This window comes from Sphingobium sp. OAS761, assembly GCF_024168485.1.
GTDB lineage: Bacteria > Pseudomonadota > Alphaproteobacteria > Sphingomonadales > Sphingomonadaceae > Sphingobium.
Map to the genome: position 1 here is coordinate 1 of NZ_JALJVY010000003.1, position 13,191 is coordinate 13,191.

Annotated in this window: 9 protein-coding genes and 2 pseudogenes; 8 read left to right on the forward strand and 3 right to left on the reverse strand. The window is 62.1% G+C overall.

All coding sequences use genetic code 11. From position 1 onward, the window contains the following. Positions 1 to 359, reverse strand: a pseudogene (locus J3E64_RS04525) (transposase); the annotation flags it as partial. Between the two features lie 256 nt (positions 360 to 615). On the opposite strand from J3E64_RS04525, the pseudogene J3E64_RS04530 reads away from it, so the two are divergent. The 3 genes and pseudogenes from J3E64_RS04530 to J3E64_RS04540 all read left to right on the forward strand — a co-directional run. After that, positions 616 to 969, forward strand: a pseudogene (locus J3E64_RS04530) (DUF932 domain-containing protein); the annotation flags it as partial. 16 nt (positions 970 to 985) lie between these two features. Next, positions 986 to 1,492, forward strand: a complete 507-nt coding sequence (locus tag J3E64_RS04535; protein ID WP_253340302.1) for a GIY-YIG nuclease family protein — start codon at positions 986 to 988, stop codon at positions 1,490 to 1,492. Next, positions 1,489 to 1,914 carry a hypothetical protein gene (locus J3E64_RS04540; RefSeq protein ID WP_253340304.1) on the forward strand — a complete coding sequence of 142 codons (426 nt, stop codon included), beginning with the start codon at positions 1,489 to 1,491 and terminating at the stop codon, positions 1,912 to 1,914. The genes J3E64_RS04535 and J3E64_RS04540 overlap by 4 nt, the downstream gene beginning before the upstream one ends. Positions 1,915 to 2,126: 212 nt before the next feature. Here J3E64_RS04540 and J3E64_RS04545 read toward each other — a convergent pair whose 3' ends face one another. Next, positions 2,127 to 2,264 carry a hypothetical protein gene (locus J3E64_RS04545; RefSeq protein ID WP_253340306.1) on the reverse strand — a complete coding sequence of 46 codons (138 nt, stop codon included), beginning with the start codon at positions 2,262 to 2,264 and terminating at the stop codon, positions 2,127 to 2,129. 579 nt (positions 2,265 to 2,843) lie between these two features. Beyond that, on the reverse strand, positions 2,844 to 5,774 hold the full coding sequence (locus J3E64_RS04550; RefSeq protein WP_253340308.1) for a TIM-barrel domain-containing protein: 2,931 nt from the start codon (positions 5,772 to 5,774) through the stop codon (positions 2,844 to 2,846). A 340-nt stretch (positions 5,775 to 6,114) separates the two neighbouring features. Between J3E64_RS04550 and J3E64_RS04555 the strand changes: the two genes are divergently transcribed. The 5 genes from J3E64_RS04555 to J3E64_RS04575 all read left to right on the forward strand — a co-directional run bounded on the left by J3E64_RS04555 (position 6,115) and on the right by J3E64_RS04575 (position 13,140). Continuing rightward, the gene (locus J3E64_RS04555) at positions 6,115 to 8,769 is read left to right on the forward strand and encodes a glycoside hydrolase family 3 C-terminal domain-containing protein (protein WP_253340310.1); all 2,655 of its coding nucleotides are present in this window, start codon (positions 6,115 to 6,117) and stop codon (positions 8,767 to 8,769) included. 115 nt (positions 8,770 to 8,884) lie between these two features. Further along, a complete protein-coding gene (locus tag J3E64_RS04560) occupies positions 8,885 to 9,856 on the forward strand; it encodes an alpha/beta hydrolase (protein ID WP_253340311.1) in 972 nt (323 codons plus the stop codon). A 418-nt stretch (positions 9,857 to 10,274) separates the two neighbouring features. Continuing rightward, positions 10,275 to 11,618 carry a sugar MFS transporter gene (locus tag J3E64_RS04565; protein ID WP_253340313.1) on the forward strand — a complete coding sequence of 448 codons (1,344 nt, stop codon included), beginning with the start codon at positions 10,275 to 10,277 and terminating at the stop codon, positions 11,616 to 11,618. 18 nt (positions 11,619 to 11,636) lie between these two features. Further along, positions 11,637 to 12,530, forward strand: a complete 894-nt coding sequence (locus J3E64_RS04570) for a 2-dehydro-3-deoxygalactonokinase (protein WP_253340315.1) — start codon at positions 11,637 to 11,639, stop codon at positions 12,528 to 12,530. Beyond that, positions 12,517 to 13,140, forward strand: a complete 624-nt coding sequence (locus J3E64_RS04575) for a 2-dehydro-3-deoxy-6-phosphogalactonate aldolase (protein ID WP_253340317.1) — start codon at positions 12,517 to 12,519, stop codon at positions 13,138 to 13,140. The genes J3E64_RS04570 and J3E64_RS04575 overlap by 14 nt, the downstream gene beginning before the upstream one ends. Positions 13,141 to 13,191: the final 51 nt, after the last annotated feature.

Genomic DNA, 13,191 nt, shown 5'->3' on the forward strand with positions numbered 1-13,191 from the left:
CTTGGTGCGTCCGATACGTCGGGGAACAGCCCCTTTTTGAGCAGGCTGGCCGCCGTGCGGTGTGCCTTGAGATGGGTCGCATCGATCATCAGTTGATCCGGCTTGCCACCCTTGGCGGCCAGGGCTGCGAAGATCCTGTTGAATACGCCCAGCCGGCTCCAGCGAATGAAGCGGTTGTAAATCGTCTTCGGGGGACCGTATGCCGCCGGCGCATCGCGCCACCGCAAGCCGTTCCTGATGACGAAGATGATCCCGCTGATAATCCGGCGATCATCCACACGCGGCACTCCGTGCGACAGCGGAAAATAGGGCTCGATCCGGCGCATCTGCGCCTCCGACAACCAGATCAGATCACTCATGGCAGCACTCCTTGAACCGCCATTGAATCAATCAACCTCACCTCACACAAGCAATTTAATGGGTCCTGAGCCTAATTCTCGCAGTCAGACCCTGGAGGGGAATGCCTTCCCCTGCCGCCGCGCCAAAGTCGCGGCGGACCCCTACTGCGGGCGGCTCCGCCCCCACAACGCCCCCAGAGAGTAAGAGGAAGGCTGGATTTCCGTGACGGGTAAGGGCTGAGAGAGAGGCTCTCGGCGCCCGTCGCGGAGAATTCTCATGGCGACGATCCTCACGCAATCCGACACTTCCCGGCCGGCCTCCGGCGCCTACAAAGTCGATATCTCGCGCGGCCAACGCATCGGCCGTGTTTCATCCGAATGGTTCTCGCGGCCGGACGACGAACGCTTCCTGTCGCTGACCAAGCTTCATGCTGCGGTGAAGGCCCGCGCTGAGCGCGCAACCACGCGCACCGTCGAAACCCGCGAGGTCCGGGTCGAGGCCAGTCGCGACGACACCGAGCGGCTCGCACTCATCGTGCCTGGTCGCGATCAGCCCGTCACGCCGACCCATTGGTCGTTCGGCCAGCTCTGCAGCCTGATCGGTGCCCCCTCGGGCTATCTCCGGCAGCTTAGATTCCGACGAAGTGTTGAATGGCATCATTGAAGGTATTCGCCACTTTGGCCGTTTCCCAAGCCGCCACGAATTGATGATGTATCGCCAAACCAATCCGGCTGTTCCATCCGATAATGCGATCAAGAGACACTTCGGACGCCGCGACGACCTGATTTCAGCATTGGCGAAGCGTGCGGCAGATGATCCCGCCTACGCCGATATTGCGCCCTTGCTACCGGCAGTCGTTCCGAAGCCAATGACGCCCCGCGCTACGGCCAAGCCTGTTGACGGCTATGTCTATCTCATCAAATCGGGCGAGTTCTATAAGGTGGGTCGAAGCGACGACGCCGAACGTCGGTTCAAGCAAATCAGCATCGCTTTGCCGGACAAGGCCGAACTGTTCCATACGATCACGACGGACGACCCGCCCGGCATTGAAGCCTATTGGCATCGTCGCTTCGCCGAGCGCCGTGCAAATGGGGAATGGTTTAAGCTGACAGTGGCGGACGTGGCAGCTTTCAGACGGCGGAAATTTCAATGAACGGCACGATAGTCGTCGCGATCATTACGGTTGTGGGCACCATCGTTGCCGCCGCAATCACGTCCTATCTAACCAAGGCGAAGGACCGCGAAGCCGAATGGCGGGCTGTGAAGCTGACGCACTATAAGCGGTTCATGACGGCGCTAAGCGCGATTGTCGGGCCGACACCTACGCCGGAAGAACGGATCACGTTCGCCGACGCTGCCAACGACATATTCCTTGTCGGCTCGCCAGCCGTGTTGGTCGCGCTTCGTGCATACCTTGATGAAACGTCCGATTCGAACAGCGGTAAAGTCGTTGATTGCCACGACCAACTGTTGACCGCCCTAATCTTCGCCATTCGCGAAGACCTTGGCCGGAAGCCCAATCGACCAAATGAGCCGTTCGAATTTCGTATGTGGTCGGGCAAACCACGCGCCTGAAACACTGCCAAATCGTTCGCGGTCCTATGCCGGTCCTTGCTTGAATTTACCGATGAAATTTACGAACGAATATCGCATTGAAAATGCGCTGATAAATCCAAATCACGCACGAAATGCCGTCACCTTTGGAGGGTTGGGGTATAGGGTTCAGCCAACAGTTCGGGGGATATTCAATGAAATATGCAGCGATAGCGTTGGCAGTTTGCGCTTTCCTAACGGGGCTTCGCGCCGCCCGACTGCGGTATCTCGCGAGCAAGGTTCAGGTCATGCCGTTTTGGAGCGACGGACAGGCGCGCCATGGCCCATTCCTGAAGGTCTTCCGGGGTATAGATGGGGACCGGCTTCGGCATCCCTGATCCTGAATATGTCTTCGACGGGCCGCTCGACGCCCGTAAGGCCACCCTCGCCCAGGCCCTGGCGGATACGAGGTGCAAGACCTTCCGGTATCCCTACGACTTTGGCGATGCCTGGGAGCTAGGCATGCGGCCGCCCGAAAGACTGTGGCGGTCCATGGGGCTATGCCGAAAAGCTTGAAACGCTCGGCGATCCCAGCATGAATATCATGAAGAAGCGCTTGAGACCCTCGGCGACTATCATGATCCCAATGCCAAGCCCGATATCCCCCTGATCGAAGCAAGGCTGGAAGCGCTCGCGAAAAAATGGGCGCGACGGACACGCCGGAAAGCCTGACGGGCCGGGTCAACTCCACCTTCCGTCAGCGCTTACGCAACACATACGATGAGACTGAGAAACAGGAGTGCCACACCATTGGACCGGAGCGTGAACAGCGCCGAGCGCACAAACAATGGCCTGCTGCCGGTTCTACTGTCGCCGTTTGCATCTTCTGCTGCGCCGGGAGGGGGTCGAGAGCCTGCCCTGATCGAGTTTCAGGGATGACGATTGCCGACCGGACACCCGCGGCGGTGGCTTCAATCACCAAACTTCAGCGTCATTGCCCGCCCGTCGTAGGTGACACTGCGATCGGCGCGCGCTGGCGCTATGGCGCTGGCGTTAGCCGGATTGACGACGACGATATTCAGCCGTCGCTGCTGGACCATGGCGGGAAAGCTTCCCTGCCGCGCACCGATTGAAAACGTCCGCTTCGCATCGTCCCAGCGCAGTTCGTAACGGGCGGATTGGCCGCGCTCATATGCATAGGTCTCGTTGTCGTCCTCATGCAGGGTGAAGCGTCCGTCCGCGCCGGGATAGACCCGAATCTCCAGCGGCGCGTCCGGTTTTTCGGTCGCATATTGCACGACCGGCCCCATCGGGATGATCGAGCCGGCGCGGACATAGAGCGGAATGATGTCCAGCGGCGCTTCGCGGGTCACACTTTGTCCACCCCGGTGGAGGCGGTTCGTCCAGAAATCATACCAGTCGCCCCCCTTGGGCAGATAGGTGGCCATCGACAGATCGTGCGAGGGTTTGGCGGCCGCCATGGCCCGGAACTCGCTTGGCGTGCGCCACGCCAGCCGCAGTGACCGGCCGCCGCCGCTTTGATAATAGTCGATGCGGACAGGAACGCGCTGTCCCTTGCGCAGCATGCGCTTCACGCCGGCATAGCGATTGCCGCCGTCTCTCCAATCCTCAAGGACTTTCTCGCCGTCCAGATACAGGCGGTAACCGTCATCGCCCGACAGACCGATCTCATACTCGCCGTCCTCCGGCGCGACCAGTTCGCCGTCCCAGCGCGCCGAGAAGTCTGTGAGAGCCGCAAGCCCGGCGGGCATTTCCGCCAGCGGCGGCCCCGGCCAGATATGATCGACCCGCTCGTCGATCGATGGGGGTCCTTTGGGCGTATCGAAGTTGCGACCCTCAAAATATTGAACACTCAGTCCCTGTTTGCCATCGCCTGTACGCAGGTACGTAGCGGGGATCGTCGCGGGGGGCGGCGGCTGGATATGGTACATCGGCCGGGTGACGGGGTGGACCAGCAGCGACGATCCGAACATGAAACTGTCATTGATGTCATAGGTCGCCTTGTCGGCCGCGAAGTCCATCGGCAGCGGCCGCATCAGCGTATAGCCGTCCGACGTCACCCTGGCGCTCAAGCTGTAGGTATAAGGCAGCAGGCGGTAGCGCAAATGGACGGTGTCCAGCAGCGACTTGTACATCGCCGGGTCCATATCCTTGAAGATATAAGGCTCGCGCTCGATGCTGGTGCCGTGCACGCGCATCAGCGGATTGAAAGCGCCGTACTGGAACCAGCGCGCGAACAGTTCGCGGTAGGCCGGGTTCCTCTCCCCGCCTGGAAAATCATCGACGAAGAAGCCGCCGATATCCTGTGTCCAATAGGGATTGCCGGTAACAGTGACGTTGACGCCACCCGCGACCTGCTTCTTCAGCGTATTCCAGCTCGCCATGGTGTCGCCCGACCAGGATGCCGCCGCCGTCCGCTGCGCCCCCGCCCAGGCGGACCGCGTCAGCGTCAGTACGCGCTTGTCGCTCGTCGCGCGTTGACCGTCATAGGTGCCCTGCGTCGTCAGCAGGGTGTAGGGGTTCAGGTATCGCGAAAAATCGCCCATGGCGTTACGCCCCAGCGCCTTGGTGTCGACGACGTTAGCATGCGGATCCCACATGGCGGAGCTGGCCTCCACCTCCGTTCCGTCCATCCACAGGGCATCGACGCCCTTGTCGAGCAGGCCAGACTTGACATACTTGAAGTAGATTTCACGCCCTTTTGCGCTGTACGCGTCGTAAACGCGTGCCTTCTTCGAAATCCAGTGCAGCGGCTCGAAGCGCAGGCCATGCTGGTCCAGCTCCTTGGCCAGTGGAGTATCGTTGCCCACTGATGGCCAGATCGAGATCATGATCTTCATGTTGAGGGCGTGGATGGTCCGCGTCATCCCCTCCGGATCCGGGTAGCGTTCGGGGTTCCAGACCATGCCCGACCAGGTGCCGTCCTTGTCGCTGCCCCAATATTGCCAATCCTGTACGATGTAATCGAGCGGGAAGCGTTCCTTGCGGAAGGTGCGGGCGACCTCGACCAACCGGTCCTGCGTCGGATAGCGCTCCTTGCTCATGAACAGGCCGAACGCCTGTTTGGGATACATGGGCGCCTGCCCCGTCAGCCGGCGATAGGCGCCGACCACATCGTCCATCGTATTGCCGGCCATCAGATAATAGTCGACACCGCCCGGCGCGTCTTCGGCCCACAGGCGCGCGCCTTCGGCGTCGTCGGCGAAACGCATCTGCGAATAGGTGTCCCACATGACGCCATAGCCTTCGGTCGAGAGCATGACGGGAATGATGATGCCGATATTGGTCTGGACGAGCAGCAGGTCCTTGCCGCGCCGGTTCACCTCCTCATCGTCGGTGAAGCCGAAGCCATAGATGCCCTCGCCCGGTTTCAGCGTGAAGCGGTTTTCGACTTCATAGGTTGGGGCACCGGCGACGGTGCGCCCACTGATCGACTGCGGCGCTCCCGCCTTTTCGCGCGTCAGCACCCGTCCTTTTGCGTCGTAAAAGCTGATGGCTCCGTCCCGCTTGTCGATTGTCACGCGAACTTTGTTGCCGGTCAGATCAAGCGTCCCGTTGGTTTCGGCGATGGCGAAACCAACGGATTGCGGTCCACCCGTCACAACCAGACTGCGGTGATCCCAATATGATCGTCCCAGACTGGCGTTCACGCGCACCACATCGGGGGCATAAAAGACGATCGTCTTGACCGTTCCGTTCAATTGAAACTGAACGCCATTGCGCAGTTTGACGAACCGGAAGTCGGGCGAAGGAGAAACAACGGCGTCTGCAATCTGGCCGTTTGCAGAAAGACCGGTATCCAGATGGCGAGCTTGCCCCGAGGCAGTAGATGGGAGCGCAACGCCAGCCGCGAGGATCAGAATGCAGCGGAGAGGTTTCATTTTTCTCGCCTATTTTGTCTGAGTATTTATGTCGATACATAAGGGGCAACTGGAGGCCTTATCAAGTCGATTTTCGGCGGCACAGATAGTGACGGTTGCAATGCAGCCGAGGCCTGGGTGAGGAGTATCGCGCAGAAACCGGTTATTTCCGGGTTGGCATAACCAGAAGGTAGCGCTATCATTTGTAACGGCGAGCGTACGTTGCGAGGTTGCCTCGTTGTCCATCGCAGGCAAATCATGCGACGATTTCACCATAATGTCAGACAAAGAACGGTTTGGGGGGATAGCGTTGAGCATCAGAAACGGGCTTTGCCGCAGTTTGCATCTCAGGAGTACTGCGGTGAGGTGGAGCTGCTTTCGCGCTATCGCCGCGACTGCGTCGGGTTTGGCGCTCTACCCCGCTGCGGCGGCCGAGCCTGCTGCCATCGCGTGGCATGATCCAACCTTGCCGCCCGCTCAGCGCGCCGCCGACCTCGTGTCCCTGATGACCCTCGAAGAGAAGGCGGCCCAGCTCCAGAGCAAAGCGCCAGCAATAGAAAGACTGGGCGTCCCGGCCTATCACTGGTGGAGCGAGGGACTGCACGGCGTCGCGCGGGCTGGCGAGGCGACGGTGTTCCCGCAGGTAATTGGTATGGCCGCTACCTGGAACCCCGATCTGTTGAAGACGGTCGGCGATATCGTGAGCACCGAATTCAGGGCAAAGTTCCGCCAGACGGTCGGCCCGGACGGGAGCAGCGACATCAATCGCGGGCTCACCGTCTGGTCGCCGAACGTCAACATCTTCCGCGATCCGCGATGGGGGCGCGGCCAGGAAACATATGGCGAGGATCCGTTTCTGACGTCACGGCTGGGCGTGGCCTATATACAGGGCCTTCAGGGGTCCAACCCCAAACAGCCGAAGGTCGTTGCGACCGTCAAGCACTTTGCTGTCCATAGCGGACCCGAGGCCGACCGTCACCGGGAGGATGTGCATGTCCGTCCGCGCGATCTGGTGGAAACCTATCTTCCCGCCTTTCACGCGGCCGTGACGGAAGGGCAGGTTCAGTCGTTGATGTGCGCTTATAATGCCGTTGATGGCGTGCCGGCCTGCGCGAGCCAGATGCTGATGCGGGATTATCTGCGCCGTGACTGGGGCTTCAAGGGATTCGTCGTGTCGGACTGCGGCGCGGTGGCGGACATCCACATGGCCGGCGCGCACGGCTATGTGGCTACCCCGGAGGAAGCGGTGGCCGCAGCGGTAAGGACCGGCACCGACCTGTTGTGCGAATTCGGCAGGGAGGGCACCGCCGATCCGGGAACGACCGTCCGTGCGGTGCAGCAGGGACTGCTGGCCGAACAGGATGTGGACCGGGCGCTCACGCGGATTTTGGAGGCGCGCTTCCGGCTCGGCCTGCTCAATCGCCCGCAGGACCGCCCGTTCTCCGAAATTGCGGCTAACGACTATGACACGCCTGCGCATCGCGCCGTCGCATTGGAGACGGCCCGGCAATCGCTGGTCCTGCTCAAGAATGATGGGCTGCTGCCCCTGAAGGCGCCGCCGCGCCGGATCGCCGTCATTGGACCCAACGCCAACAGCGTTGAGGCTCTGGTCGGCAACTATAATGGCACCCCGACCCGTCCGGTGACCATTGTGGACGGGTTGAGGGCGCGGTTCCCCGAAGCGACTATGGAATTTGTCGAGGGCACGGGCTGGGTTGCCCCGCCGCTTCACGACGTTCCCGAAACCAGCCTGTGCGCCGACTCCCAGTGCAAGGCGCCCGGGTTGAAGCTGGAGCAGTTCGGCAACACCGATCTTTCCGGCGATCCTTTGAAGGTGGAACAGGCTCCGCGTGCCCAATTCCTCTGGGGCTGGCCGGACGAATTCGACCGCCGCAGTTCGGCGCGCTGGACCGGCTATCTCCGTCCGAGCGAGACCGGCATCTACAATTTCCGGATGAAGGGCAATCCGGGTTACCGCATCTTCGTCGACGGACGATTGGTAACGGACATGTGGGACATTGCCTGGCCCACCACGAAGACTGAGATCGCGCTTCAGGCGAGAAAGACCTACAGGCTCGTCGTCGAGGCGCGGCAGAACGGCTATTCGGGCGAACAGAGCCTGCAATGGAGTCCGCCCAGCAGCAATGACGATGCGGCGCTATCCGCGGCGCGCAACGCCGATCTCGTCGTCTTTGCCGGGGGCCTTACCGCTGAACTGGAAGGCGAGGAAATGTCTGTCAGCGCTCCGGGGTTTTCGGGCGGCGACAGGACAAGCCTCGATTTGCCCGCGCCACAGCAAAGGTTGCTCGAACGGCTTTCGGAAACAGGCAAGCCGATCGTCTTCGTGCTGATGAGCGGTAGCGCGGTCAGCGTTAATTGGGCAGACAAGCATATTCCGGCGATTGTCCAGGCCTGGTATCCCGGTGGCGATGGCGGCACGGCTGTGGCGCAGCTTCTCGCCGGCGATTTCAGTCCGTCGGGGCGGCTTCCGATCACCTTCTACAAATCGGCGGATCAGCTTCCCCCGTTCAAGAATTACGACATGGCCGGGCGCACCTATCGCTTCTTCGGCGGCGACGCCCTGTATCGTTTCGGACACGGGCTCAGCTACACGCGCTTCGATTATGGCACCGCACAGGCCGACCGCCGCAAAGTCCGGGCGGGTCATGGCGTCCGCGTGTCGGTGGATGTGCGCAATTCCGGATCGAGGGACGGGGCCGAAGTGGTTCAGGTCTATGTATCGCGCCCCGGCCACGCCGCGCCGTTACGATCACTTGCGAGCTTCCGGAGGATTTTCCTGAAGGCGGGCGAGACCCGGCGCCTGACCTTTGATCTGGATGCCAGCGCATTGAGCAGCGTCGATGAAAAGGGTCATCGCATCGTCACGTCCGGCGCGGCGGACATTTGGATTGGCGGCAGTCAGCCGCCGGAAGGCGATGTCGATCTGCAAATGCAGGGTACCGCGCTACGGCTCGAACTGATTGGCAGCAAGACGCTCGCACCATTCGAACTCTGAAAAGCAAGACCGGTCTTCATATTGATGCTTGAAGTATCGGAATATACTCATACAAATGCCCGCGCCATCGCCTCATATGGCCGAAATCTGCGGTGCAAACGGGAGAAATCTGGGTATGTCGACCTTCAGCCGCCGTACGATATTGGGTGCGGGATTCGCGCTCGCCGCCGTTCCCGGCGTAGCGCTGTCAACGCCGAGCGACGAAACAATCGATCTTTGGCCCGCCGATCCGCCGGGCGCGACCGGCGCGCGCATCGTCCGCAAGATCGACGACCAGTCGCACGACCCCGCCAGGCCCGACCGCTGGATCAGGGGCATCGACCGGCCGGTGCTGGTGGTCCGGCGACCTAAACATCCCAACGGCGCCGCGGTCCTGGTGATTCCGGGCGGAAGCTATTGGTTCCTGTCATACGACAATGAGGGGGTGAGCCAGGCCGACTGGCTCAACGAACGCGGCATCACCGCATTCATCCTGCTCTATCGCCTGCCCGCCGAAGGCTGGCGGCAGCGTGAAGACGTCCCGTTGCAGGATGCGCAGCGGGCGATGCGGCTGATCCGGCTTCGGGCAGAACAGTTCGGAGTGATTCCAGATCGCGTGGGTGTGCTCGGTTTCTCCGCCGGTGGCCATCTGGCCGGGTCACTGGCGACGCGCCATGCCGAGTCCGTTTACACGCCGGTTGACGAGGCTGACCGCCTTTCGGCGCGGCCCGATATCGCCGGCCTGATTTATCCGGTGATCAGCCTTGATGCGCCGTTCACTCATGCGGGATCCCGCGCCGCCCTGCTTGGTCAGGAACTGACGGAAGCGTCCCGCAAGGCTCGCTCGGTCGAGCTTCGGGTCACCAAGGATACGCCCCCGACCTTCCTCATGCACGCCGCCGATGACGGGCTGGTGCCTGTCGCCAACAGCATCGCCATGTTTCAGGCAATGCAGGCGAAGGCGCGTCCCGCCGCGCTCCATGTCTTCGAGCGAGGCGGCCACGGCTTTGGCGTGCGCCTGCCGGCGAGCGAACCCGCGTCGGTTTGGCCGAAGCTGTTTGCAGCCTTCGCTGCGCGGCACGGCATTTCCCCCCAACAGCAGGACTGATCCACCGCTGCACAGTCAACGGGCTTGAGAAGAGCGTTAATGGGCAGCCAGTAATCCAATTTGGCAATGAGGCGCAGGGAATGCATGGCGGCCGCAGGATCGGCTGCGGCGCTGGCGTCGGCTGCTCAGAGCCGGAGCAGCAAGACCGGCGGCAACCAACTACGACGATTCGGACTGGGCCAACGTCGACCTGCGCGGCGGACGCGAGGTTGCCCGCGCCGTGGTGGAAACGACCGGCACTCCGGTGGCGCTGCGCCTGAAGCCGGACCGGATGCTGTTGGCCGGTGATGGCGAAGACGTCCAGCCGCTCACGGTTAATGCGGTCGATGCCGATGCCGATGCCTGTGCGTCAAACATTGACGGGCCGCATTCGTTCAATATACTCATACAAATAGGGTTCAGGAGAGGATGGAATCATATGCCCGCACTGCCCGGCACAACCCAAGTCACCGTCCAGCCGCACGAAAAATCCGGCGGCTACGGAAAATCATTGGCACTGCTCGCCAGCCTTTTCTTTATGTGGGGCTTCATCACCGTCATCAACAACACGCTGCTGCCGCACCTGCGCAGCGTGTTCGAGCTCGATTATACGCAGACGACGTTGATCGAATCGGTCTGGTTCATCGCCTATGCCGTCGCATCCATGCCCTCGGCCTTTCTGATCGAGCGTGTCGGATACAAAAAGGCGATCATCATCGGGCTTCTGGTCATGGCGACAGGCGCGCTGGGCATGGTCCCGGCCGCCCGCATCCCGTCCTATGAGATCACCTTGTTCGCGCTGTTCGTGATCGCATGCGGCATCGCGCTGCTCCAGGTGGCAGCCAACCCCTATGTGGCGGTGATCGGACCGCCGGAATCGTCGGAGTCGCGCCTCACCCTGGTGCAGGCCTTCAATTCGATGGGGACCTTTTTCGCGCCCTATTTCGGCGGCTACCTTATCCTCAGCCGGACGACCGGCGGCACCTCGCTCGAAGGCACCCAGATCTCCGCCGCCGAGCGGCTGGCCGACGCACAGGCAACCCAGTTGCCCTATATCATGGTCGCAGTGGTGCTGGTCATTATCGCCATGGTCTTCTGGCGCGCGAAGCTACCCGCCTTGGGTGCGGCAGCCCGCCGCGCCCACGCCTCCGAGCGCACAACCATCCCGCTGTGGAAAGTCTGGGCGCACCCGATCTACAAGCATCGCAATCTGGCGTTCGGCATCCCGGCGATCTTCATCTACCTGATCGCCGAAATCGGCGTCGCGAACCTCTTCATCAACTTTGCCATCCTGCCCGAGATCGCCGGCATAACCCCTGCGAAAGCGGCCAATTACCTGGTGTTGCTGTGGGGCGGAATGATGGTGGGCCGCTTTGCCGGTGCCTTCATCATGCGCGCCTCTCCCGCCAGCAGGGTGCTCGCCACCTATGCCTCGGCCGCTTTCCTGGTCATGATCGGCGCCGCCACGCTGCATGGGCCGCTGGCGATGTGGTGCCTGATCCTTGTCGGATTGTGCCATTCCATCATGTTCCCGGCCATCTTCGCCATGGGGATCAAGGGTCTGGGTCCGCTGACCGAAGAAGGATCGGGCCTCCTGATCATGGCGATTGCCGGCGGCGCTTTGGTGGTCGTGCAGGGCTGGCTGGCCGACACCGTCGGCTTGCAGAACAGCTTCTGGCTCACGGTCGCGTGCGAGGTTTACATCATCTTCTATGCCTTGTGGGGCAGCAAGCCTACCCACGCCCTGCCGCCGGAAGAACTGCGTGATCCGGAGCAGGCATAACCAGCCGGATTGCGGATCATGGCAGAAATCAGCATAGTTGGGGATTGGGGCAGTACGCACCTTCGGCTCTGGCGCCTGGAGGGAACCAAGGTCACGGACAGGCGGGAAGGTCCTGGCGTGATCGGCCTCCAACAAGCTCCGGCCGATGTGTTGTTGGAGGCGATCGCCCCCTGGCGTGCGGTGGGCGCCAGCCGCGTCACCTTGTGCGGCATGGCGGGCGCGCGTGGCGGCCTCTATGAGGTCGGCTACGCCCCCTGCCCTCTCGATGCCGCGCAATGGGCAGATCGGGCGGCCGCCTTCACACTTCACGGCCTTGTCGTTCGCATCGCCGCCGGTTGCGCTCATGAACGCAGCGGCGGCTTTCGCGACCTTATGCGCGGAGAAGAAACGCAGCTGTTCGGCGCGATGGCACTGGACGCCGAACTGGCAGCGGGCAGGCACCTGCTGATCCTGCCGGGAACGCACAGCAAATGGGCCGTTGTCGAAAATGGCCGCATCGCAGGCTTTCGCACCTTTCTGACCGGCGAACTGTTCGCCCGGCTCCAGGGGTCCAGTCTTCTGCCCGGCCCGGCGGCTGCACAAAGCGACGACAATGCGGCCTTTGCTGCTGGCGTAGAGACGGCGCGCGAAGGCGGGTTGCTTGGAAATCTGTTTCTGACCCGTTCCGCGCAGGTCGATGCGGGGCAGTCGCCCCAATGGGCATCAGCCTTTCTTTCGGGCCTTCTGATCGGAAGCGAATGCGTCGAAATGGTCGGCACCACCCCTCCCTCTTCGCCGGTCCGCATCATTGGCGCACCCGGCCTGGCGGAGCGTTATGCAGCGGCACTGATCCGGTTCGGAACCCGTACCGAACGGCCTGACGCGGATGCCTGCACTCTGGCCGGATTGAGGATGATCGATGCCGACAATTGACGAACTGCTGGCGGCGGGCGCTCCGCCCATTATCGCGATATTGAGGGGTATCCAACCGGACGAAGCGATTGCCGCGGCGATGGCGCTGATCGGCGCGGGCATTCGCATGATCGAGGTACCGCTGAACTCGCCCGAGCCGCTCAAGAGCATCGCGACCATGCAGGCAAGCTTTGGCGAGAGCGCCTTGATCGGCGCGGGTACGGTGCTGACCGTCGAGGCGGTCGATGCCGTAGCCGATACGGGCGCGCGCCTGGTCTTCACGCCCAATGTCGCCTCCCCCGTCATCGCGCATGCGGTGGAGCGCGGGCTGGAGATCATGCCCGGCTGTATGACGCCGACTGAGGCTTTCGCTGCCATCTCCGCAGGGGCGTCGCGGCTCAAGCTCTTCCCAGCCGCGACGCTTGGCATGGGCCATTTCAAGGCGATGCGCGAGGTGTTGCCGAAAAATGTCGGGGTCTGGGCGGTAGGGGGCGTCGACGAAACCAATGCCGCCGCGTGGATTGCCGCCGGGGCCGCAGGCGTGGCCGCAGGCGGCAGCCTCTATCGTCCGGGTCGCTCCGTCGAAGAAATCGGCCGGATTGCGCACGATCTGATCGCAGCGCTGCGGTGATCTGTCCGCGAGCGATATTCCGCTTGTCTATCGGCGCATAATTTGCGATTT